Source organism: Providencia sp. PROV255, assembly GCF_028478065.1.
Taxonomy (GTDB): Bacteria; Pseudomonadota; Gammaproteobacteria; order Enterobacterales; family Enterobacteriaceae; genus Providencia; species Providencia rettgeri.
This window is the reverse complement of record NZ_JAMPMI010000009.1, coordinates 34,892-59,451: the sequence shown is the minus strand read 5'-3', so window position 1 is coordinate 59,451 and position 24,560 is coordinate 34,892. Positions and strand designations below refer to the sequence as shown.

At 41.6% G+C, this 24,560-nt stretch carries 21 protein-coding genes; 10 read left to right on the top strand and 11 right to left on the bottom strand.

Annotated features, from left to right (window positions below):
• Positions 1 to 37: 37 nt before the first annotated feature.
• From PR725_RS09575 to PR725_RS09560, 4 genes are read left to right on the top strand one after another with little or no spacing between them, the layout of a single operon-like run.
• Complete coding sequence (locus PR725_RS09575; RefSeq protein WP_109913142.1) at positions 38 to 820, top strand: ABC transporter ATP-binding protein; 783 nt, start codon at positions 38 to 40, stop codon at positions 818 to 820.
• Positions 811 to 1,737 (top strand): ABC transporter substrate-binding protein, encoded by a 927-nt coding sequence (locus PR725_RS09570; protein WP_117162494.1) that lies wholly within the window; start codon positions 811 to 813, stop codon positions 1,735 to 1,737. The genes PR725_RS09575 and PR725_RS09570 overlap by 10 nt, the downstream gene beginning before the upstream one ends.
• Positions 1,727 to 3,697, top strand: coding sequence for a Fe(3+)-hydroxamate ABC transporter permease FhuB (gene fhuB / locus PR725_RS09565; RefSeq protein WP_110732087.1), 1,971 nt, complete (start codon positions 1,727 to 1,729; stop codon positions 3,695 to 3,697). The genes PR725_RS09570 and fhuB overlap by 11 nt, the downstream gene beginning before the upstream one ends.
• Before the next feature lie 14 nt (positions 3,698 to 3,711).
• Positions 3,712 to 3,873 (top strand): hypothetical protein, encoded by a 162-nt coding sequence (locus PR725_RS09560; RefSeq protein WP_162598875.1) that lies wholly within the window; start codon positions 3,712 to 3,714, stop codon positions 3,871 to 3,873.
• Between the two features lies 1 nt (position 3,874).
• Here PR725_RS09560 and PR725_RS09555 read toward each other — a convergent pair whose 3' ends face one another.
• Positions 3,875 to 4,855 carry a LacI family DNA-binding transcriptional regulator gene (locus PR725_RS09555; protein ID WP_004912912.1) on the bottom strand — a complete coding sequence of 327 codons (981 nt, stop codon included), beginning with the start codon at positions 4,853 to 4,855 and terminating at the stop codon, positions 3,875 to 3,877.
• Between the two features lie 269 nt (positions 4,856 to 5,124).
• Here PR725_RS09555 and PR725_RS09550 point away from each other — a divergent pair, with 269 nt between their 5' ends.
• The 5 genes from PR725_RS09550 to PR725_RS09530 are packed head-to-tail and all read left to right on the top strand — an operon-like array spanning position 5,125 to position 10,610.
• Positions 5,125 to 6,042 (top strand): GNAT family N-acetyltransferase, encoded by a 918-nt coding sequence (locus PR725_RS09550; protein WP_110732086.1) that lies wholly within the window; start codon positions 5,125 to 5,127, stop codon positions 6,040 to 6,042.
• Between the two features lie 27 nt (positions 6,043 to 6,069).
• Positions 6,070 to 7,320 carry an MFS transporter gene (locus tag PR725_RS09545; RefSeq protein WP_004912906.1) on the top strand — a complete coding sequence of 417 codons (1,251 nt, stop codon included), beginning with the start codon at positions 6,070 to 6,072 and terminating at the stop codon, positions 7,318 to 7,320.
• A 1-nt stretch (position 7,321) separates the two neighbouring features.
• Entirely contained in the window at positions 7,322 to 8,398 is a 1,077-nt protein-coding gene (locus PR725_RS09540; protein ID WP_272520651.1) for a Gfo/Idh/MocA family protein, read from the top strand.
• Positions 8,395 to 9,459 (top strand): sugar phosphate isomerase/epimerase family protein, encoded by a 1,065-nt coding sequence (locus PR725_RS09535; protein ID WP_211889394.1) that lies wholly within the window; start codon positions 8,395 to 8,397, stop codon positions 9,457 to 9,459. The genes PR725_RS09540 and PR725_RS09535 overlap by 4 nt, the downstream gene beginning before the upstream one ends.
• 11 nt (positions 9,460 to 9,470) lie before the next feature.
• Entirely contained in the window at positions 9,471 to 10,610 is a 1,140-nt protein-coding gene (locus PR725_RS09530; RefSeq protein WP_196723813.1) for a Gfo/Idh/MocA family protein, read from the top strand.
• Between the two features lie 307 nt (positions 10,611 to 10,917).
• Here PR725_RS09530 and PR725_RS09525 read toward each other — a convergent pair whose 3' ends face one another.
• The 4 genes from PR725_RS09525 to PR725_RS09510 all read right to left on the bottom strand — a co-directional run bounded on the left by PR725_RS09525 (position 10,918) and on the right by PR725_RS09510 (position 15,047).
• Positions 10,918 to 11,250 carry a DMT family transporter gene (locus PR725_RS09525; RefSeq protein ID WP_371021498.1) on the bottom strand — a complete coding sequence of 111 codons (333 nt, stop codon included), beginning with the start codon at positions 11,248 to 11,250 and terminating at the stop codon, positions 10,918 to 10,920.
• A 90-nt stretch (positions 11,251 to 11,340) separates the two neighbouring features.
• Positions 11,341 to 12,642, bottom strand: a complete 1,302-nt coding sequence (locus tag PR725_RS09520; RefSeq protein ID WP_272568716.1) for an HdeD family acid-resistance protein — start codon at positions 12,640 to 12,642, stop codon at positions 11,341 to 11,343.
• 27 nt (positions 12,643 to 12,669) lie between these two features.
• Entirely contained in the window at positions 12,670 to 13,944 is a 1,275-nt protein-coding gene (locus tag PR725_RS09515) for an MASE1 domain-containing protein (protein WP_109913149.1), read from the bottom strand.
• A gap of 416 nt (positions 13,945 to 14,360) precedes the next feature.
• On the bottom strand, positions 14,361 to 15,047 hold the full coding sequence (locus tag PR725_RS09510; protein WP_004912887.1) for an outer membrane protein: 687 nt from the start codon (positions 15,045 to 15,047) through the stop codon (positions 14,361 to 14,363).
• Between the two features lie 547 nt (positions 15,048 to 15,594).
• On the opposite strand from PR725_RS09510, the gene PR725_RS09500 reads away from it, so the two are divergent.
• Positions 15,595 to 15,759: a hypothetical protein gene (locus PR725_RS09500; RefSeq protein WP_164528577.1), complete on the top strand. Its 165-nt coding sequence runs from the start codon at positions 15,595 to 15,597 to the stop codon at positions 15,757 to 15,759.
• 502 nt (positions 15,760 to 16,261) lie between these two features.
• On the opposite strand, the gene PR725_RS09495 is transcribed toward PR725_RS09500, so the two are convergent.
• The 6 genes from PR725_RS09495 to PR725_RS09470 are packed head-to-tail and all read right to left on the bottom strand — an operon-like array spanning position 16,262 to position 24,273.
• Positions 16,262 to 17,386: a hypothetical protein gene (locus PR725_RS09495; RefSeq protein ID WP_272568712.1), complete on the bottom strand. Its 1,125-nt coding sequence runs from the start codon at positions 17,384 to 17,386 to the stop codon at positions 16,262 to 16,264.
• Positions 17,383 to 17,646, bottom strand: a complete 264-nt coding sequence (locus PR725_RS09490) for a PAAR domain-containing protein (RefSeq protein ID WP_006662595.1) — start codon at positions 17,644 to 17,646, stop codon at positions 17,383 to 17,385. Before PR725_RS09490 ends, PR725_RS09495 begins: the two co-directional genes overlap by 4 nt.
• 12 nt (positions 17,647 to 17,658) lie before the next feature.
• Entirely contained in the window at positions 17,659 to 18,663 is a 1,005-nt protein-coding gene (locus PR725_RS09485; RefSeq protein ID WP_272513322.1) for an SEL1-like repeat protein, read from the bottom strand.
• A 5-nt stretch (positions 18,664 to 18,668) separates the two neighbouring features.
• A complete protein-coding gene (locus PR725_RS09480) occupies positions 18,669 to 19,634 on the bottom strand; it encodes an SEL1-like repeat protein (RefSeq protein ID WP_109913294.1) in 966 nt (321 codons plus the stop codon).
• Between the two features lie 3 nt (positions 19,635 to 19,637).
• The gene (locus PR725_RS09475; protein ID WP_272568707.1) at positions 19,638 to 21,560 is read right to left on the bottom strand and encodes a phospholipase D-like domain-containing protein; all 1,923 of its coding nucleotides are present in this window, start codon (positions 21,558 to 21,560) and stop codon (positions 19,638 to 19,640) included.
• A 1-nt stretch (position 21,561) separates the two neighbouring features.
• Positions 21,562 to 24,273, bottom strand: a complete 2,712-nt coding sequence (locus tag PR725_RS09470) for a DUF2345 domain-containing protein (protein WP_272568704.1) — start codon at positions 24,271 to 24,273, stop codon at positions 21,562 to 21,564.
• Between the last annotated feature and the right edge of the window lie 287 nt (positions 24,274 to 24,560).

Here is a 24,560-nt window from a genome sequence, read left to right as displayed (position 1 = left end):
GCATGCTAATAATGTTGGCATGCCTTGAGTCCTTTCTATGTTTCGATTAGCAAATATTAATATCGTTCGCGATCATCGTTCTATTTTATCTATAGATTCGTTAAATATACCCACAACAGAACTCACAGTGGTTCTTGGTCATAATGGTTCAGGAAAATCTACACTGGTTAATCTCCTTTCTGGGCAGATGGCACCGGATAGCGGGCAAATTGATTTAAATGGCACGAGTCTTTCTCAATATAAAACGAAAGAATTAGCGCAAAAAATCGCATATTTACCACAAAAACTGCCAGCCTCAGCGGGGCTGTCTGTGAAAGAACTTGTGCGGTTAGGGCGTTTTCCGTGGCGAGGTGCACTTGGTCGCTGGCAAGCTGACGATGAAATTATTATCCAACAAGCGATGGAGAAAGCTGGGGTTGAGGGGTTTTCCGCGAACTTAGCAGACAACTTGTCTGGTGGAGAGCGCCAGCGCGCATGGGTTGCCATGTTACTTGCTCAACAATCACCAGTTTTAATACTGGATGAACCGACTTCTGCATTAGATATTCACCATCAATACCAGTTAATGAATTTATTGAGTGAGCTTAATAAAGTTCATGGGATTGGTGTGATTGTGATCCTTCATGACCTCAACCTTTCTTTACGGTATGCAACACACATCGTGGCATTAAAAAAAGGGAAAATAGAATTTGAGGGAAAAAGTGTTCTTCTTCATGATGAAGCAAGGCTATCGTCACTTTACGATACCCCGATTAAGTTAATACCACACCCTAATTTTCCAGAGTCAGAACATCATAGGGTTGCTATCGTATGCGCTTAAAAGTCAATTTGCTTGGCCTTATTTTATTAACAAGTACATTATTATGCTCATTTTATACACGGGCTTATTCTGTTACGGACAGTCGTGGCATTATCGAGTTCAATTCGCCGCCTCAGCGTGTTGTGGTTTTAGATTGGGATTTACTGGAGCAGCTATTAACCCTTGAAGTCACACCTGTTGGCGCCACGGAATTAGAGAGTTACCAGCAATGGGTTGTTGACCCTGTTGTTCCTTCTTCAGTCAAAGAGGTAGGAACCCGGGCTGAACCTAATTTAGAGCAAATTGCCGCATTGAAACCTGATGTTATTATTGCAAGTAGCGCGCAAGAAGATTTACTGCCTTTATTGGAAAAAATAGCGCCAGTCGTTTATTTATCAAATTTTGCACGCCAAGATGACTCAGGGCTTGTAGCCATTGCGCATTTTAAAACGTTGGCTCGCTTATTTGACAAGACCTCTTTTGCTGATGAATATCTAATGAAAATGGATAAACGTTTTGCTGAATTAAGATCACAGCTTGAACGAGCTTTTTCCACGAAACCAGATATTGCTGTTATCCGGTTTTCAAGTTTAAGCACTATTTTTCTTTATACTGAGAACTCAACGCTAAATTATGTTCTTGAACAGCTTGCATTAAAGCCCGCAATTTTAGTTCCCGCACGTGCTTGGGGAATAGAACAGAGACGAATAAATTCATTACAATTTATTAATGACGGGTACGTGTTATATATCAAACCATTTGTAGAAGAAAAAAAACTAAATGATTCTATTTTATGGCAGTCGATGCCCTTTGTTAAGCAAGGGCGGGTAAATAGTGTTCGTCCCGTTTGGAATTATGGTGGTGTATTCTCCTTGCAATTAATGGCGGAAGCATTAACAGAAAGCTTATTACAGGTTGCTCCTCATAATGACAACTAAACAGTACTCAATACTATTTTTTGTATTAATGGTATTTGCGCTGATTAATCTTCAGCTCGAACCTGGGGTTATACTCAGTCAACAATTATTTTTAATTATTCATCCTGCTTCAGCCGATACGTTTGCTGATTATTTTTATTTATATGGCCAATTACCACGCCTTGCTATGGCATTATTAGTGGGCGCGACTTTTGGTTTATTGGGCAGTTTGATGCAGCAATTAACACAAAATAATCTTACTTCACCACTGACCTTAGGTTCATCATCCGGTGCTTGGTTAGCATTAGTGGTAGTTAATATTTGGTTTAGTAATGAGATTGGGTTATATCAAACGCTAGCTGCGATGGTGGGAGCATTACTTGCATTTGGGTTGGTAATATTAATTGCAGGTATTCGCAATATGACAGGCATTCCGTTGGTTGTTTCGGGAATGGTCATCAATATTTTGTTTGGTGCTATAGCGACTGCATTAATTACATTAAATTCTCAATTTGCACAAAACATTTTTATGTGGGGAGCAGGAAATCTAGCGCAAGATGGCTGGCAAAAAGTGGTTGGTTTATTACCTTTATTGTTCCCTATCATTATTATTATCTGTTTTGCACCTCGTATTTTGACATTATTGAAATTAGGTCATGAGGGGGCTAAAGCTCGTGGCTTATCCGTTTTACCTACTTTCTTACTTTTTATTGTTTTAGCATCTTGGTTAGTGGCGGCGACTATTTCAACTGTAGGGGTTATTAGTTTTATTGGTTTATTAGCCCCAAATATAGTACGGCGAATGGCGAATATGAGTGCAAGGCAAGAGCTATTAAACAGTGCAGTTGTAGGCGCGATTTTATTGCTTCTTGCAGACAGCGGGGCTATCGCACTAACAAACTACCTTAATATTGTGGTTCCTACGGGGGTAATGACTGCTGCTATTGGCGCTCCTTTATTGATCTGGTTTAGCCGCCGAGCAATGACAGCCCAAGATCAATTATCGATAGGGTTATTACCAACAAAAATAATACTTTCCAAAACCACGGTATGTATTCTTATTTTATTGTTAGCAAGTGGAGTTGTATTTTCACTTTGCTTACAAACGAATGGTGAACAATATTATTGGCAACTGCCATCAAGTTTTCAATGGGATATTAAATGGCCTCGTTTATTAGCGGCTATATTCTCTGGCTTAGCATTGAGTATTGCAGGCGTTTTATTACAAAGAATTATTTATAACCCGTTGGCCAGCCCAGATATTTTAGGGGTTTCTTCAGGTGCTACAGCGGCACTTGTTCTATTTAGTTTACTATTAGGCACTGCTATTCAAACCTCATTTTGGGGTATTGCTTTAATCGGGAGCCTGATTGTATTAGGGCTATTGTTGTACCTAGGTAAACGACATCAATACGCACCAGCAAGCTTAATTTTGACAGGGATCTGCCTAACGGCAACGTTAGAAGCTTTTGTTCAGTTCTTTTTAGCTCAAGGTACATTGAGTAGCTATCGGATATTATTATGGCTTTCAGGGTCAACTTATCGTGTGGAAGGGCAACAGGCCATTATTTTTTCAATCAGTATTGTTGTGTTAGCTATATTAGCGATCACGTTAAATCGTTGGCTAGTTTTATTATCAATTAGTCGGTCATTTGCACAGGGAAGAGGACTAAATTCACAATTAGCGACTATATTGCTATTAATCTTAGTTGCATTATTGTGTGCTTTTGTCACTTCTACTGTTGGCCCTATTGCATTTCTTGGTTTAGTTGCACCCCATATGGCTTTTTTAGTTGGCGCTAAAAAGGCGAAACAACAACTTATTATTAGTGGGTTGATCGGCAGTATATTAATGGTTTGGGCAGATTGGCTAGGACAAATTATTATTTATCCAACACAGATAGCTGCTGGAATATTTGTCGCTATTTTAGGTGGTGGGTATTTTTTATTGCTGATGGCGATGAATAAAATCAAGTCATAATTTATGGTATAAATATGGCTAGCCAAATCGCTATTCAAGGAGACCTAACTAATATTGATAAGTCAGGTCATATCGCTATGGCCATAAAAAAATATAAATACGAAAAGAAAATAGTAGTATTTATCTTATCCGTATTATTTCAATATCACAGCTCCAGAATGGAAATAAAAAGGTGAGTTAAGTTGAGCCACGCTCAATTAATTGCCATTCGAGGATTTCATGGCTGTCATCGAGTTTCGGGTGCTTAATTTTATTGAGAAGCAGTTGAACGCTACGGATGCCAAATTGATGCATCGGCTGTACAATAGTACTTAATGGCGGCGTAGTTACTTGACCGAAGGGCACACCATCAAACCCTAACACGGCAATATCATTCGGAATATGCCAACCTTGCTGATGCAAAACACTCATTGCACCGCCTGCAATGACATCAGAAATCGCGAATACGGCATCGGGTTTGGGCGCATTTTGCAGTAACTTTTCCATGGCCTTCGCCCCCGCGGTGTAATCTAATTCTTCTACATATTCGATTTTACAATACTCAAAGCCAAGTTCAGCGAGGGCCTTTCGATACCCTTGTTCCCGTTGCTGCGAATAGAGGTAACGCATATCACTGTTAATTAATGCAATGCGTTGGCGATTTTTCGCTGCTAAATGATAAACGCCAGCGCTAGCGGCTTGTAAATTATCAATAGTAACCGAAGACGCACGAAATTCAGGATCCCCCTCACCACACTGCACCCACGGAAAATCCCCAATCATATCAGTAAGTCCCGGCAAACAACTCACTGCATCCATAGTGATGACGCCATCAACAACCTTACCTCTGAGTAAACTCAGATAAGCGGATTCACGCGTTGGATTGGATTCAGAATTACATAACAAAATATGATAGCCGTGGCGTTCCGCTTCTTCTTCAATACCTCGTACAACCAGTGAACAAAAGGGGTTAGTTATATTAGACACTAACACTAATAGCATGCGACTACGCGAGGTGCGTAGTTGGCGCGCTAATAAATTAGGCTGATAATTACACTGAGCGATGGCGGCGAGAACTTTATCGCGAGTTGCCGGTTTGACAATATGTTGATCATTCAATACCCGTGAAACCGTTGCGGCAGAGACTCCTGCGATTTTCGCCACTTTTTCTATCGACATTGTTCACTTTTCCTTTTGTCTATTGCCATCTACAGTATGCAACATCGTGATGAAAAGTACGATTGATACAAGCAACTTGTGATGCAGATTGCAAATTTATCTTTTAGGTCATTATTGAACCATTCAGCTAGTTGCTGAAAGAAACAATTTGGCTATATTTTATAAATGAAATCGATTTCAGTAAAAATGTAATCGATTTCATTTTTGAGTTTAGCTGCCATTTAGTGAAAAGCCTCATTTTATAAACAATAAAACATGAGAGGTAATGAATGGATATACAACTACAGCTTGCGAAATACACTGATCGGAGTGAAGTCGCGCATTTGATTTATCACTCAACGAATGTCTGGTACCAGCAACATGGTTTAGGCGAAATATTTCAGTCTGCGCCTGAAGAGTGCCATTTATTTGTTGATGTATACCAACAACTTGATCCCGACTACCACTGGGTAGCCCGTGATTCACAACTTAATATTCTTGGCTCGTGTTTTTTTCACCCACGAGAAACCCATTTGGGTCTTGGGATTATGAATGTCCATCCCAATGCATTTGGACAGGGTATTGCAAAGAAATTATTGTCCAAAGCAGATGAATTAGCAGGAAATATCCCCATTCGCTTAATTTCAAGTGCCCTGAATTTAGACTCTTATTCTCTTTATCGCCGCGGCGGTTTTACACCTTATGCAATTTACCAAGATATGGCGATTTCAGTACCAGAGCAAGGCGTAAATCTCCCTCGTTTGACCGAAGGAATTGTGCGAGATGCTCGAACCGAAGACTTACCGGCTATTTTACAATTGGAAGCGGATTTATTGGGTATTAGTCGTCAGCGGGATATTGAATATTTTTTGAATGACACCAGCGGGTTATGGCGAATTGCAGTCTGGGAGCATAACCAGCGCATCGAAGGTTATCTTGCCTCTATCGCACACCCCGCATCGAGGATGCTAGGACCCGGCTGCAGCTATCGTGATGAGGTAGCGCTGGATTTACTCGGTTGGATGTTAGACAAACATCATCGTGGTGCGACGCCAGTAGTTTTAGTTCCCACAGAGCGAAGCGCACTATGCCAAGCGCTATTGCGATGGGGCGGTCGAATTTGTGAACTGCATCTTGCGCAAGCCAAAGGTTATGCGCAGAAACCAAGCGGCGTGGTTATGCCGTCCTTTTTACCTGAAAGTGGCTAATAAAAAATAGAAATTATTGGGGGTCTTATGGGTACAAATAGTCTTGCTCAAGGCGGTAAAAATACTGCCCATGTATGGGTAGTACCGCGATTGGCGTTAATGATGTTCCTTCAATTTTTTGTGTGGGGGGCATGGTATGTCACGCTAGGGGTTGTCATGGGGAAATATGGCTTATCAGCAATTATTGGTGATGCTTATTCGACAGGACCCATCGCCTCTATTTTATCTCCTTTTGTACTAGGGATGGTGGTTGACCGTTTCTTTGCATCACAAAAAGTGCTTGGCGTGCTGCATCTCATCGGTGCTGCTTTATTATGGATGATCCCAAGTTACTTTACGGGGGGTCATAGCGGTCTATTATGGATAATCTTTGGTTATATGCTTTGCTATATGCCAACTATTGCTCTTAGTAACAACGTTGCCTTTTATAGTTTACCGAACAGTGAGAAAGCGTTCCCAGTTGTGCGTGCATTCGGTACATTTGGTTGGATTGTCGCGGGGTTGATTGTCGGTTCAACAGGGTTATCAGATAGTACAGAAATTTTTACCTTGGCGGCAGCGGCTTCGTTGGTATTAGCGATTTACAGCTTTACATTACCACACACGCCAGCACCAGAACGGGGTAAGCCTGTAGCAATGCGCGACTTGTTATGTGCGGATGCGTTTGCCATGCTTAAGCAACGTCATTTCTTAGTTTTCATCATTTGTGCAATGCTGATCTCCATCCCATTGGCGGCTTACTATGCCTATGCGGCGCCATTTGTTGCAGCGACAGGGTTTACTAACGTTGGTGGCGTGATGTCTTTAGGGCAGATGTCAGAACTGTTCTTTATGTTATTGATACCCTTCTTCTTTGCGCGTCTTGGCATTAAAGTGATGTTACTCATTGGGATGCTGTCTTGGTGCTTACGTTATGTCATGTTTGCCTTAGGGATCGCTGAAGAACTGCGCTGGATGATTTATATCGGCATTTTCTTACATGGTATGTGCTATGACTTCTTCTTTGTTATTGGTTTTATCTATACAGACAAAGTTGCTGGCGAGAAAGTAAAAGGGCAGGCGCAGAGCTTGTTGGTTTTGTTTACCTATGGCGTGGGGATGTTAATTGGTTCACAAATCAGTGGCATGCTGTTCAATAGCATTGTTACAACGGAAGGCGCAGCGGCTCTGCCACAATGGCAAAGTTTCTGGTGGTACCCAGCGATAGGTGCGTTACTGATTGCCGCATTGTTCTTCTTCGCGTTCAACTATAAAGAAAAGCCAGTGGAGGGGAAATAAGATGGCTAATTTACGCGTCTTAGTCGTTGGTTGCGGCAATATGGGAGCCTCTCATGCAGAGGCTTACCACCGAATGGAAGGGGTTGATATCTGCGGGCTGGTGGCTCGTGGTCATTCAAAAGACATTCTCAATGAACATTTAGGTGGTGAATATGCCACGTTTGATAATTACGAACAGGCATTAAAAGCAACGCAACCAGATGCGGTTTGCTTAACGACATACCCTGATACTCATGAAGCTTATGCATTGCTAGCACTCAAGGCAGGCTGTCATGTGTTTATTGAAAAGCCATTAGCCACTACGGTTGAAGGGGCTAAGCGTGTCATTGCTGCGGCTAAACAAGCCCATCGACAAGTGGTGGTCGGTTATATTTTGCGTCATCACCCATCGTGGCAACAATTCATTCATCTAGCTCATGAGCTGGGTAAGCCATTAGTGATGAGAATGAATTTGAATCAACAAAGCCATGGTCAGATGTGGAATGTACACCGTAACTTGATGCAATCACTATCACCGATAGTTGACTGCGGCGTTCATTATTTAGATGTGATGTGCCAAATGACACAAGCTCAACCAGTGAGTGTCAGCGCTATTGGCGCAAGATTGACCGATGAATTACCAGACAACATGTATAACTATGGTCAATTACAGGTTCGTTTTGATGATGGCTCAGTGGGTTGGTATGAGGCGGCTTGGGGGCCAATGATCAGCGAAACGGCGTATTTTATCAAAGATGTCATAGGCCCTCGAGGTGCGGTTTCGATAATGGCTCGCCATGGAGAGGGAAATAGTGACAATGTCGATGGGCACACGCGCACTGACTCTTTACGTATTCACTATGCAGAGCTTGATAAAAACAATGCCTTTAAGCATCCCGACCGTTGGGTTGACTGCCAAGACGAGCCAGACCATTTGGCGCTGTGCCTAAGTGAACAACGTTATTTTGTTCAAGCGATTACGGAACAATTTTCATTAGAACAGCATTTACAAGACGCACTCAATAGCTTGCGAATTGTTCTTGCTGCGGATGAAGCTGTGCGTACACAGCGCACCGTGATTTTAGGGAGTGAGTCATGAAAACAATCCAAGGCCCCGGTATCTTTTTGGCACAATTTATTGGCGAAAAAGCCCCTTTTAACTCATTAGAAGGCCTCGCTGAATGGGCATCAAGCCTAGGTTTTACCCATATCCAAGTGCCAACGATCGACCCACATATCTTTGATTTAGATTTGGCCGCCACAAGCCAAACTTATTGCGATGAGCTGGTTGCCATGTTACAGCAATATGGTATTCAGATCAGTGAGTTATCGACCCATATACAAGGCCAATTAATTGCGGTACATCCAGCGTATGACACGGTTTTTGATGGTTTTGCACCAGCGAGTGTTAGAGGTAATCCTCAAAAGCGCCAGCAGTGGGCGGTAGAGCAACTCATCAAAGCGGCAAAAGCCTCGCAGCACCTAAAGCTAACTACGCACGTGACTTTCTCAGGCGCGCTGGCGTGGCCTTATTTTTACCCTTGGCCCCCTCACAATGCACAACTGTTTGATGAAGCATTTACTGAACTTGCGCTGCGTTGGTTGCCTATTCTGAATGTGTTTGACGAGTGTGGCGTTGATGTGTGTTACGAGTTGCATCCAGGGGAAGACTTACACGATGGCGTGACATTTGAGCGTTTTCTCGGCCTTGTCGATAACCACCAGCGTTGCCATATTCTCTACGACCCAAGCCATTTATTGCTCCAGCAAATGGATTATCTCGCGTTTATTGATTGCTATCACCAACGCATTCGCGCATTTCATGTCAAAGATGCGGAATATTCACCAAATGGCCGTAGCGGTGTCTATGGTGGCTATCAATCATGGGTTGAGCGCGCAGGGCGTTTTCGTTCGTTAGGGGATGGCCAGATTGATTTTGTCTCTATTTTCAGCAAATTAACCCAGTACGGTTTTTCCGGTATCGCCACAATGGAATGGGAGTGTTGCCTTAAATCTCCAGATGTCGGGGCGAAAGAGGGAGCTGATTTTATCGCCAATCATATTATTCCAGCGGTTGATCATGCCTTTGATGATTTTGCAGCGGTAGATACTAATCTTCAACAAATCAGAGCGTTACTTGGGATCGTGAGTGATAAATAAAGGATAAGGCGATGAGACTAAAGCTGGGAATGGTTGGAGGTGGGGAAGGTGCATTTATTGGTGCAGTGCATCGATTAGCGGCTCGTATGGATGATGAGTTTGAGTTAGTCGCAGGCGCATTTTCTTCGAACGAGCAAAATTGTCAACGTACAGGGCAACGGCTGCACCTTGCGCCTGAACGATGCTACGCTAGCTATCAGCAAATGGCGCAAAGCGAGGCGGCACGTGGTAATGGCATTGATGTGGTTGCGATTGTCACGCCTAATCACTTGCATGCCCCTATTGCCGTTGAATTTTTGCGCTCAGGTATCGACGTGATCTGTGATAAGCCATTGTGTACATCATACTCAGAAGCTTTGCAGCTTGCCGATGTTGTGAGAGAAACGGGTAGGCAACTGATTCTCACGCATAATTACAGTGCTTATCCGCTAATTCGCGAAGCGCGCAGCCGGATATTAGCAGGGGAACTAGGCGAAATTCGTTATATTGAAGTGGAGTATTTGCAGCAATGGCTAGCAACACGATTAGAGGAAACTGAAAACAAGCAGGCGAATTGGCGTACCGATCCAAAAAAAGCGGGGGCGGGCTGTATCGGCGATATCGGTACTCATGCGTGGCAGTTAGCTTCATTCGTCACAGGGATGTTACCAGAGTCCATTCGTGCTGAACTCACATCAATGATCCCTGAAAGAGTGCTAGATGATGATGTGCGTGTGCAAATGCGTTATCACAACGGAGCAAAAGGGCGTCTATGGGCGAGCCAAGTGGCCTGTGGTGAAGAAAACGGGCTGCGACTACGCATATATGGCAGCCAAGGGAGTCTTTCATTTTCCCAAGAAAATCCTAACCAGTTATGGTTAAAACCGTTTGATTCGCCAATGTATTGTGTGACACGGGGATCAATGTCTCAATGGGAGGAAAACCGTGCGATGTCAAGGGTTCCAGCCGGGCATCCCGAAGGATATTTAGAGGGTTTTGCTCAGGTTTATCGTGAGGCGGCAACTCGTTTACGCGAGGGAAGCGGTGCATCACCGTTATTACCAGGTATTGAAACTGGCCTACAGGGGATGGCATTTATTGATGCCGCAAAACGTAGCCATGATAGCTGCGGTCAATGGATTGATTTTACGCAATATCGTTGCTCATCATAATCTCTGCGATGGATGGTCTGAGGTTAATGAGTTGGTATAATCTATAACCTTTATGAAATATATTTCGGCACAGAGGCTGTAATAATGATTTTTTCTTTGTAATACGGATAAGCAAAAGCGACGAGGGGGAGTGAACCGGAAAGCTATACTGCTTGATAGAATCAGTTAAAAGGAGAGGATACCTCTCCTAGTGATGTTACACCACCAGCGTGGTGTAACAAAAAATGTTTCAATGTCGGTATGTATCTTGTTACGTGTGCAACTTAATGTCGTTATTTAATCCATTCTTGTTGAATAATTTCGACACTCAATGAGTAATTGATTTAGAGAACAGCTGGATAATAACAATTCCCAGCGCAATGCATGCTAGACCAATTAATGCTGGAAAATCAAGTTTCTGTTTATAAACAAAAAATGATAATGCTGAAACAAGAAATATTCCCGCTCCAGCCCATATCGCATAGGCGATACCAATATTCATACTTTTTACAACTTGGGATAATCCATAAAAAGAAATGGCATAACCAATAACGACAATAATACTGGGTACCAACTTAGTAAACCCATCAGACGCCTTCATCATGGTTGTCGCGGTTGTTTCAGCTATGATAGACACCATTAAGATTGCGTACACTTTCAGCATAAAAACCTCTTTAACTTATTTAGCAAACATTCCAAAATGACAATTTTAAACTATGTTTGAGATAAAAATGTCTAATGGCTATGAAACTCAACGCCTAAGTAAGCGTTTATACCAAGGGACTGGAACTGGGTGTACAATAGCCCGCAAAGCACGTGCATAATCCATAATTAATCCAGGGGTCCATGCCATCATCAGTGCACGCCGACGAATTTGAGCCGCAATCCATAACTCTGGCATGCAAAGTACATTTAAAATCCCGATAAAATCACTTCTCTTTTGCATAGACAAAACACCATCTAATGCAGCCTCCAAACCATATGCAACACTGCTGGAGCAGTTTTGGTATGTTAGGTTATAAATAGGGTATTGGCGATATTTTTCCCAAAAACTCAATAAAGAAGCATAGTTATAAACATTGAAAACAATCTGTCTGTCAGATTCACACCATTCGGATGCTTCAGTTTGATAATTAAGCAAGAAACGCCCCGGAACATTATTATCAGCGGTTGCTTTTAGTAGCCTGAAAAACTCTGATGGAGAACGATCAATATCTTCTTCAGGGTATAAGCTGATATAGAGGTGCGGGTAGAGTTCTAGAGATGCATGCCCCGTCGAGATTACTCCTTCAGAATCAACAGCCGCAATATAACGATTAATAATTGGCCGTGGTACAGGGCGTTGGTTTGCGGAGCCTTCGGGGGTCCAGATATGAACAGTCAAAATAGTATCTTGTTCAGTTTCTCTACTTATAGTGGAAGATTGTGGGGTCTCTGTTATGGGTCGCATTGCCCCTTTTTTCTTAAACGACACAGGTAAAGGACGCATCAGTTCAAATATGGATGTTCCTCGTTGGATATGACGGGCTCGAAATGCTAACTTCAGGCATCCAAATCCACTTCCTATCATCAAAAAACCGATAAAAAAAGAAATTGTTGCTTGGTGATGGGTAAACAGAAAAAAGGCAAACAGCATTTCAATTACGCCCCATAATAGGATTAATTGCCATCCAGGAAAACGTACGATCCAAGCTGATGCAACAACAAATAATCCGGTAATAAAAAAAACAAAACCGAACATTGCTGACAATAATACATTGCTATATGTTTGATTAATCAAGATAACCAATGCACAGAACAAAAATAGACCACCTTTAAAGAAAAGTATCGTTTTTTGTGTTCCAATTCCGCTTGAAGCGACACTTAATGTGATCAGACTTTCAAGTAACAATAGAATACCAAACAAATGTATTGGAAAAAAAAGAATACCATCAACACCATCAATGAAAATAAATATACCAATAAAACACCAAAGGAGCCCAATCCCCCAGAGGTAATGTGCTTTTCCTCTGATAAATTCGGCACCGAAAAGTAATAATGCAATTTGTAGCATCACTTATCCTTTGTTATTACATCAATTTTAGGATACTTCACCCAAAATAAACCAATTCCCAACAATCATTACTGGCTTGTTATGACTAAAAATAACACTTCCACGATCTTCTATATTCCACCAACGACCTTCTTTATCTTTCAGACAAAAGGTTATTATTGGAAGAGTGGTATGAGCTTGCTCTTGCTCCCAATGTCGAGCGAGTTTTTCTCGGTCGTCAGGATGAATAGATTCCATAATTTGCCTTAGATCGGAAAGGGTTGTTAAATCAGCCTTCGGATATGAACAATCTGTATTTCCCCATTCTATAGCACCATTATCTAGATTAAGTTGATATACTAGGTGCTGCGGTTTATAAGCTCCTTGTGTGTCATCAATTCTATGAGTACTTCGAGCGACAACTCGTAAAAAAACCATTAATAATGATATGACGGTCAAATATCCCTGTATTAACCACAGTGACTCATGGCGAAATAGGCCATGAAGATAAAAAGGCCCATGCTGATTACGAGTGTAATAGATTGTAATAGTGGCAAGTATTAATAGTGCTATTGATCCCCCTCTGTTTCCCCACAGCATAGACAGGGTAACAGCAAGCAAAATAGGGATACAGAGTAGCGATAATTTAGCAGTATTACGATGATGATGAAAATAGGAATGGTATATCTGTATCGCAGTATCATTGAATATTAATATAGTGCTAATAATAAGAAGAATAAAAACAATACTTCCCCAAACTATATTAATTTTGAAAGAAGGCACCACCCTTTTGAAATGGGTATTAATTAGCCCCATAATCACTGTTGTGGCAAAGATGTTGCCAGTAATATCAGCAATAAAACCATCCCAAAAAATATCATTAAGTGATGTATTATCAAGCCAATACAAACTGATAGAAAATAGAACTGCATCTGCAAAACTGACAATTATTGTTGCCGATAGCCATAACAATATTAGTTGCAGATCATCTCCTCGTTGAGCATACCTACGGACAATCCAAGCAATAGCAATACAAGAAAGTACTGCCAGAGCGGCGTATATAAGTGAAAGGGTGATTTGCTCACTATCAAAGCCATTCAGAATTAAGTTTAATACAATGAAGCCAATCAGTAATGGTAGCCATTGGCGTTTGTGCATACATAAAAAAGCGGTTGTTGCGACCCCCGCAGGAAACCAAACAACAGAAATATCTGAGTTCTCTGGTGTCAGTATTTCGGAGATTTCACCTGTTACGTAATAAAGTAATAGCCATCCTATTATTACGATTAACGTGGTCTTATTTGATAGTAAAGATGTTTTCATAGTTTATTTCAGGTTATGCATCATAAAGTTATGTTTGGCCTTATCTTAATGCGAAAAGGTCTACATCATTTCTCTTTTCAAAAAATATCAAAATGATATCTTGAGGTATAGCTATTATTATATTTTTTCCTGTATTTTTAGACACTTTTTATTTTATTCTGAGTTCGGCGCTGTAGGTACTTCAATGAACATTACGCGTCTAGAAAAAGCCAATAGCGCACCTAATCTGAATTTCTTAAAAAGAAAAACACGGCTTGTTGTTTTCATAGACAGCTATTCGTGAAAGATACCTACGTTATATAACGCAGTAGCCGAGCAATAATGGCAAAAATTGAGCGTGTCCACCACAATTAAAAATAGCTAACAAGAGTTAGCTATTTTTGAGACAATACCAATGAGATAACACTATAAAAATACTAAAATAAGTATCTGACACCAAATACAACTTCTTGAGATTTAAGGTGTGCTTTCATTTGCTCGTCTTGTAAGCCTCGAGCATTAGCAAATCGGTTCATGCCACTTTCGATTTTACCTAGATCCACATAACGGTAGCCTAAGTCAAAATTGAGTTTATTAATAGGTTCATAGCTGACGCCGCCACCGAGAGAATATACCAAGTTTGTATCAGTGTTACTTGCGTATTGACGTGAAACATTTCCTTGCCATCCAGACGATTTTACTTTTGCGATACCAACACCAACGGTTCCATAAATAGAAACTCCCTGATAAATTTCATAATCACGGTAAGCATTTAGCATTAATCGTTGGGACTCTGTTTTATGGTGATTCAAGCTGGTCGGAAAAGTGGTTGATCCACTTGTATATTCTGCCTTTTTATTGAAAGTATATTCTGCTTCTGTACGCCAACCATTACCAAATTGATAGCCAGCAGCTAAAGAGCCATTATAAAAATCATCTTTATCATCACCCGAGACAAATTGACCAATACCAGGTCTACTACTGGTATCCATATTATCTGCTTTTTGCCATACCTTCGAGAGCCTTGCAGCACCATAATAGCCCTCATCATTCGTAGAGGCTAAGGCATTTCCAGCTGCACTTCCAAATACAGCAATTACTAATAATAAGTGTAATTTAGTCATGTTATAGTTTCCTTTGTGTATTATATCGAGATGGGATTATTGCAGGTAGTGGTTATTAGTAAAGGGGAGTTATTTGATTGATATGTTCAATTTATTTCAACAAAATGATATAGATGTTACTTGGATTACCGCATTCTTCATGAAATGAGTATTTCATCTTCTAATAACAGAGGTTGTATCCCTCGCTACTTTAAAACAAGTTTATGTAAGGTAAATATTTACCTAATGGACTTCCCCAGAATTCTGCTTTATGGCCAGAAGAATATCGCGAACTGGAGCAGCTTGATTTATTCGCTAACAGTCTAATTAGGCAACTGAAAAATCGAAAAATCTACAGAGAGCGAGTACAGGTTGAAATTGAAAAAGTACCTGAAGCACATCGGGAATTTTTTAGAGATAAATTAAATCATTGGTGTGAGGTGATGAAAGTATGAAACGTACACACTTGGAAAAAATAAAATCGTTCCCATCATATAACTACATATTTTATAGCGGAGATAAGGCCGTTTATTCATAAGGTTATTAGATGTAGTTAGTTGGAGTGAAAATGAAAAAATCGGTTTATAAAGCAAGTGGTTTATGGAACCAAACATCTTTCATAACTCTTTTTGTCGCAACAAGCGAAAAAGATGTACTTTCAACAATAGCATTTTGGGCAAATCTAGGTGGCGCTAGAGTAGATGAGTTATCTATTGAGCGTTATTGCTCATGAAGCCGGTAGAGTCGATTGAAGGGTTTTAAAGTGAGAGAACTGATGCATGTTACTCCTTGAAATAAAAGAAAATGATAGCTATTCAAGGGGATAATATATATCTGAGATTTTTTTTACTGTGGTGATAATGATTTATGTTAGCAGGTTCTAGTAGAATGCTAGAACCAATATGGTGACGAGGTGGAACAGCATAGTTAATTATGTCGAAAATAGAATTATACCTTTAAAGCTTATTGTAGATCTTGACAGCAAATTCATGGACTGCTTGTGATAAATCTGAGGGGGTGCCTAATAGAGTCGGTGCATCATCGACATAAAAATGAATCGCTTCTTTTATTTCTAGTAAAGTCGGAGGCGGTGATATTTTTTTTTAGGTTCCTGATAGCTTGTCTAAGCTCTTTGACATCCATGGGATGGGAACTAAACCATGTCGGGCGGCTAGCCCAGTACTCAATGGCATGACGAATTTTATCACTCATAACAATCACCTCTTATTAGCTTATTAACATATTATTTGTTGTAACAATAAGTTATCGTGTTCTTGGCAGACTATCAGTTGGTTTTCGGGATTATCGCTGACCAAGGACAAGGTGGTACTATGCCGAGCAATCCCACCCTTACCGAAAAAGTTATCGACATCATAAAACTGATTTAAGAGACAATGAATATCTTGCTGTACATAGCTTTCAATACATTGGCTTTTGTTTTTATCTGTGATCCCGCTATGCCACACTGAATTTAATTGGTGACCCGGTAATTGAAATTCACATTGTGTTTTCAATGTATCAGAAAACGACTCTTTATCCGTAGATATTGGGCGCAGGAGCTTTGCTTTGATAGGTACTCTTAAACGCTCGTAGAAGCCTTGAGGCGCAAGTAATAGACTAGTGGCTTCTTCACTCGCCGTTGAGTCTAACTGAAAAGCTAAAATAGTGTATAACTTAGGTTCAAAGGGATTTTCATACAGTGCTAACAGCCATTCGCTGAGTGATTTGTATGGCAATGTTTCAACAGATTCAAGCTCTAATGATAAGCGCGTGGCTTCCTGCTGAATGAGAGCCTGCCAATTAGCCTCATTATCTTCAGCTTGCCAATATAGGGTAATTGGCTGAGTAAGAGCATGTTGATGGTAATATTCAGCAATGGGGGCAAGTAACTTTTGCACCGCCATTTCCTGTTTCTCCCATAAAGAAAGTGATTTGAAGGCGCTTAATTGCAATATATTGTCTTTATTCGGCGGCAGTGAAGACAAAACAACATTTGTTTGTTTTTCTTCATCAAATTGTGTCAATCGTGTATGCGCTAAAATGCCTAAATACCTTCCTGCCCAATAGCGCCATTCTTGGCGTGCATCATCGAGCATATCAGTAAACTGCCGATGGTCATATGACACTATCGAATAAGCCAATAGACGAATAAACAAAATAGCAATCACGGGAAGAACAACAAATAAAGCGATTATTTGGTTGTTACTGACTTCACTAGACAATACCCCAATTGAAGATAAATAAGCACCTATGCCAAATCCGATAGCACCAATAATCACAGCCAAAAACAACCAAAGCATCAAGCGAGGTAATTTAGGCTTAGGTGGATGATCTAAAGACGGAATTTTCCAGCTTATCATGATTGTTCACCCGACGATGATAAGCTCGCAATCAATGTACAACCACATTCGGTCTGAAAACCATTGAGTGCCGCCTGACGACCGGATATTAAAATACGCGTTGAACCGGGTAAAATGGCATTAACGCCATGACCTTTTTTAGGGCAACTGACTTTATCTCCCACTAAAGCTATCGGTTTGCCGTACATCACCGAACCAGAAGCGGAGATCACTTCGCCGCCATGAGTAGTTTTGTCACCTAATCGAACAAGTGCGCGCATGTTAAGATCCTTTTATTGGTTATCCTGTTGTTTTTTATATTCAAACGTGCCATCCCATTCCGGGAGTCCAGCAGGTGGTAGCGGAACGATTTTATCAATATCGGGGAATGAGGCGGTTTCGTCAGAAGCATCCATTTCTTTGACAATTGCTTCATAACGGGCTGAGCGAGCGGCATCAGGTTTAACACCAAGATAATAATAATCTTTTTGAGTTGTGCTAGGATCAAATGACTGGCTTAATATAGATGCTCCCATCCAGTATCCATTTTGAATGGATATCTGATAGTTTTTTAAAGCTCCATTGAAATCTCTGTCAACTGTATGTAAGTAAAACGCTAAATTATACGCAGCTTCTCCATTTCCTTGCTTGCTTGCACATTCAAGCATTTTTTTTCCAATTTCAGGGCGATAAGCTGGGTTATCTCTGTCTGATAAACGCTTCGAGATAAAAATATTTCCAATGGCATTTTGAGCCTCGGGGCTACCCAAATCCGCAGCTTGACGAAAATACGCTAACGCTTTCGTTCTATCAGCAGCTACACCATAACCTGTGTCTAGATAATGCCCCATTTGGTAATAACCATAGCTGATATTCAATTTAGCCATTTTTTGAATAATATCCCACACCTCTTGTGCGGGACCTTTTCCTGCTATTGGTGGCACTTTGCCATAACTGATTAAATTGCTTAAGTTAAGCATGGCTTTGGGGTGATTACGCTCCGCGGCTTTGCGGTAGAGATCACCAATTTTGGTATAATCTCGTTGATGTTTATTCACTTTTTCAAGCTCACGGGCTTGTTTAAACCAAATATCCGCTTCCGGATCAACGGGTGGTAATGTGTCTTTTTCATACACGCAGGTGAAGGTTAAATCGGGTTCGGTTTTTTGAATTGGCGGCTCTTCATTTTTATCCATTGGGTTGCAAGCACTCAGCATCAACATGCTACAAATCAATGCACCGCATTTAAATATGCCGCGAGCAACGGATTGATGATGAGATAAAAAGGAGAGATTCATCTTGGTTATTGCCCCTCTGCCTGTTTTTTATATTCAAACGTGCCATCCCATTCAGGGAGTTCGGCAGGGGGAAGTGGAACGATTTTATCGATATCGGGAAAGCGTGCCTCGGGGTTATTTCTAATTTCACTTACAATAGCTTCATAACGAACTGAACGATTAAGATCTGGGGTTATTGGTAGATAGTAAATAGAACTTTCTTTTATATCCGGCTTAAATGCCTCCATAAAAGTCGATGCTGAGGTTCTAGATCCATTTTTTACCGCTATCTGATAATAGCTCAAAGCTGTACTTAAGTTATTGTCTACGTCTTGGTAATATGTAGCTAATTGATATGCGGCTTCTCCATTCCCTTGTTTAGCGGCACAGTCTAGCATTTTTTTACCTATTTCAGGATGATACGCTGGATTAATTTGCATATTGTCCAATCTTTTTGAAAGGAAAATATCACCAATAACATATTGTCCTTCTGGGCTGCCTAAATCGGCAGCCTGCCTAAAATAAGCTAATGCTTTTGTTCTGTCTGCGGCTACACCATAACCAGTGTCCAGATAATGCCCCATTTGGTAATAACCATAGCTGATGTTTAATTTAGCCATTTTTCGGATAATGTTCCATACCTCCTGAGCAGGGCCTTTCCCTCCAATTGGGGGGATTTTGCCATAACTGATTAAGTTACTTAAGTTCAGCATGGCTTTAGGATGGTTTCGCTCTGCGGCTTTACGGTAGAGCTCACCAATCTTGGCATAATCGCGTTGATATTTATTCACTTTTTCAAGTTCACGGGCTTGTTTAAACCAAATATCGGCTTCTGGATCAACGGGCGGTAGCGTGTCTTTTTCATACACACAGATAAAGGTTAAATCGGGTTCGTTTTTTTGAGTCACAGTAACGTCCTTTTTATCAATAGGCTTACAGCCCATTAGCAAAATAAATCCCAATAATAAAGTGATTTTTATCTCTACACTCATCCATTAATCCGCATTTTTTAGGCTGATAGTTTTATCTTCAAAAGAAATTATTGAGCCTTTTGGCTTTTTTTCGTTTTTTTTATTTAATTTATTTTTGGTTATAAGATCATTCCATGATTCAAATTCGCTCGTCAGATCACTTGAAACACCCCCTGTTCTTTTGTGTAATCCCCATAACTTTTCTCTTAACGGTCTTACAATTGGAAAATCATCGGTATCTTGCAATATCACGGCTATTTCACTGTCAAATGCCATACTACGTAAATTAATATTAGCAGAGCCTTGGATTAAAAAAGTATCATCGACTAAGGTTAATTTACTGTGTACATACACTTGCTGCCATCTATCCGAATCAGGAGAAACAAGAGTACAGATCATTGTTTCTAGCCCCTCTATTTTTTCGGGTTGGATATCATCAGGGCTTTTGATGTTTTCATCTGGGATATAGATCCCCCAATAACCCGACTTAGGTTTGTACGACTGATCGTAAACGTGCTCTTTCATTAAATCTCGACGACCAAGTTGTTCTAGCATCTTATAAGTTTGATAGCCGCCTACCTCATTAGAACTCCCTACAGAGGGTTTTTCCGTTGAATTAGTGACAACAAAAAGATAGAACGGAGGTGGCTTAATGCCTTGTAATTTGCTGTCAGTTTCAGCAGCTTGTAAAAAACGTCGGTTTCGTTCTTCAACCATATTCCGTAAATTGGTCGCGATAGATGACAAACGAAAATATTGGTTTTCAAAATAGATGTAGTTACGGGCATGTTTAACACCATGATCATAGGCTTTTAATATATCGTATTCATCGTGTTGTGGCTGGGTTCGGCAAATTTTCCCGCCCGTAGGAACTAAAGGATTATTCGCTAAAAAGGTGTAATGGGCGTTGAGTTTTTTGATATGCTCAGGTGTCGGGATATAGTCACATCGTGAACGGCCTTCTCTCTGTGCAAGCTGATCTACATCGTCACCTTTACTGGCGAAGAACCCGTCTGTTTTTTTCCACGCTGAAACAAAGTTATCATTTAAATCATACAGTAGCTCACCATACACACAGTTTGAGGTATCCTGCCACGCCGTTACGCCATCGCGACCAAGCCATGACTCTTCCTTATGACGAGTGATGGCATGTGCATCTTGATCCCAATATTCCGAGTGCATATTGTGCCCCATCACAAAACCAATCGCATTTTCAGGCTCTTCATAATCGATTAAAACCGCTTTTTGATGATGCGTTGAACCAGCCGCTAAAGCAGCCCAGCGAGCACTTAGCTCAGTTTCTTGACTCGAAAATTGATGATTGGTTCGCGCCGTAACATCTTTTAATCGCGAATCAGGTATACTCATTGCAATATCACGAGTCCGTACTGACAAGTTTTTGACAAGGCCCATATGAACTTTACGGTTCCAAGCGATATCAAACTGATATTGTTTTTGGGTTTGATAATCGAGCTTTGCACCAAAGACAAGAAAATCATTGAGTTGAGATGGCGATATCACTTGTTTCCCCCAACCGGGAAAGCTTTTCTCAAAATGTTTTCCCACATGATCAAACCACACAAGTACACGCACTTGCACACCTTCATTGGCCTTTTGCTCTAACAACTCGCCAATCATCGGATATTGACCTTCTCGGGCATTCGAACTACGTTCAAAATACATGGAGGGCTGAAAGCCCCATGTAATAATATCAATACTTTTTTTCGATTTTCGAATGGCTTCCGCAACGGCGGCAAAGGTTTGTTGTCCATTAATTAATGGTGCATAGGTAAATAAACTCATGGGGTATTTCGTGCGTTCAGGTATCCAGCTTGGCGTCATATGTGCCACCATGCAACTTGATACTGGTATATCAATCATCGGTGGCGTTGCTGATGTTGGGAGTTGAACCCCGAGCGGGAATTGGCTCCAATTACCTGCAGACATATTACTTATCCTTTTTGAATTCGGTTAAAAACTCTGAAAGGTTTTGACTCCATGCATCGCCAATACGTGTATTTTCACGCTCTTGGCTAGGTGCGCTTGGTCTAAATCCAATATTGACTGTAGGCTCGTTACTGTCATCATCTTCAGCAGGTGGTGGTGGCACTGTAATGTCATAACGATCGCCACTGAGTAGGTATAGTTGATAGCTATCTGTGGGAATATCATGGTCAATTTGGACATTACCTTGCGCATCACTCATACCTTTTAGGAGTAGCGCACCATTGGCATACAGCTCATACGGCTCAAACGCGCGCGCCTTCATTGGGCTTTGCGGCGACGAACTCAGTTGAAAACGCAAGGTTTGTTTTGGCATTGACTGTGGAAATTGTGGATGAGTGACATCCATCGAGGCAGGGCCTTCAACCACCCAGTTAGTCGCTTTGACCGTTTGGTTGCTGGGGCTGCCGTACTCAATCTGCCCGCCTTTTAAACGAATATAGGCACCACCGCAGGTCAATAGCAGTTCATCTTTAGCGGCGACGACAGTTTTACCGCCCGTACTGGTGACGGTCATGTCTTTGAGTGAGGTGAGATGCATTTCATCACTTTGAGCTTGAATTTCCACTTTACCTTTTGCTGCAAAAGCTTTAATTCCTAGGGTGTGCGCAAATAAACTGATGGCTTTTCCTGCTGCTAAGGTGATTTTTTTACCTACCGAGATATCGGCCTGCTTATTTGCCGTCAGGGTGATATTTTCGCCACTGTTAGCCTGTACGGTTTTGGGGGAGGTGAGAGCAATACCTGCAGGGGCGCTGAGTAATAACGCCGCTTGCTGCAATTTATCAATAGATTGAGTCAGTAACGTTTGTTGCGCTTTTAAATCTGCTAGTTCGGCTTTTGCCACCTCTGCCGCTTCGCGTAGCGAACTGACTAAATTCAGCGCATCATCAAGCTGTTGCTTGGCTTCGCGCATATCCAGTTGTTCAGACGAGGCTTTCGTGCGTAAATCTGTGCTGATAAACAGCCCTTTTCCTGCTCGAATAGCGCCCCAGCTGTCGGTTCGCAGCTCAAAGCCATCACCGCGCTTTTCACGCCCTTGATTAACCAGATGCCCTAAATTGAGTTGCGATTTCCCCCCGTATTCGGTGCTGAATTTGATGTGTTCTTCCCCGCGTTTGTCTTCCATGCGTAGCTTATTATTTGCCGGAGTACGAATGACATTGCGGGTATTATTTTTGTCGGTGATGTGGTCGGGACGATGCGAGTCATGCAAGGCATGGGCAATGTACGGTCGGTCTGGGTCACCCTCATGGAAGGCAATGGCAACTTCTGTCCCTTGGATTAACGGAAAGTGCATCCCGTAGGTATCGCCCGCGTACGGTTTCGCTAGCCGCACAGGCATACTTTCATACCCCGTCGGTTTTTCATCACGATCCGCATCGAATTTAACCCAATAAAAGCCATGCTCATTCTGGTGGGCGTAGATATCGTGAGGTTTAGCACTGGTGACGCGTGCCATCAATGTCCCTGCAATCACAGGGCGAGGCTTCAAGGTCGGACGCCAGCACAGAGCTTCGGTGTACGACGTTGCTTCAAATTGCACGACTAAGGCACTGCTGCGGCTACCTGAAAATCGCAATCGAGTAATCAGTATTTCAGATTGAAAGTCAGACGGTAATGTTGAAGGCAGTTGGTTATCGGTAATTTTGAGCACCAATAATGGCGTTAGCATCGGTGAATTACTTTTACCGTGCAGCTGAGTTTGACGAGCCAGAAAACGCTCATGGTCAAGGCGTGACCAAAAGTGAGCGGTTTCCGTTTCTGGTTGGTACTTCTCACCGCGCTCAAGATGACGAGGTTTATAATGATAGACATCACCGTAGTGGATGTCCTCTCCCTCACCTCGAGTCATATCCGTTTCAATGGATTGCAAGGTTTGCATCGCTTGGCGGTGATTATAATCTTTGGTGGTGACACTGCGCTCAACCACTTGATGACGTAGTGATAACCCCCAGACACTTTCTACACCCTCGTCATTCATCCCTGATGGGCTATTGAGAGGTAGCTTGAGGTCATACACATAGGCTCGTTGGCTATCCCCAAAATGAATAACTTCGGTTTTGGTATCCGGTTGCAAACTGAACGAATAGAAAATCCCCACTTCACTTAGCAGGCGTTCAATAAACTGCCAATCACTCTCATTGATTTGGTTAATTTGCTCCCGCTTAGGGTATTGGCGCTGCAAATGAAACTCAAACTCCCAGCCCTGCATTTTGTGTTCACGCAAGATAAGGTCAATGACATCGGGCACGGATTTATTGAGGAAAAAGCGATGGGAGCGCATCTGATGACGCAGCAACGCAACAAACGGCTCAATCACAATTTGGTATTGTGCTTCATCAGCGGAGCCAGACAGCCGCTTGAAGTGGGTGATCACGCCATGAACACGTTTTTGCGGCTCATTCAATGTGTTCAGCATAGCCAATGGCAGGGTAGGCGATGAAAAGGTAAAATCAGCACTGCGGCGTAGAAATTGTTGCGCTTGCAGGTTTTTGTTTGGGGAGGTAAAGATAATCTGATAACGATAAGTTTCACTAATGGCTTCACGTCCCGTGAAGTGCTCAACATCTAAGTGGGTCTGGCAACCTTGTACAGCAAGCTGGTAGCGATTATGGGATAAAAAAGGTCGTAGTGCAGTATCCATTAAGCTCATCTTATTTCCTTTGTGTCCACCGTGGTAACCGAAAGTACAATAAGCCGCGAGTGAGGTTACCCACTTTAATGTTAAGTAATTTACGTTAAGATAACGAATTGTCACAAACAAAAGCAAATTGAATGTGAAATAGTGTTTATTGTTTAGCATAAAAGAGATTTATCTGAATTCATCTACACTTATGTTGAGTTTCATTCCTTGCATTTCATTCAGATGTTGCTGACAGGATAGTTGAGTATGACAAATTAACTAAAGTTGTATGTATGATTAAATTTAGGGGTACTGGA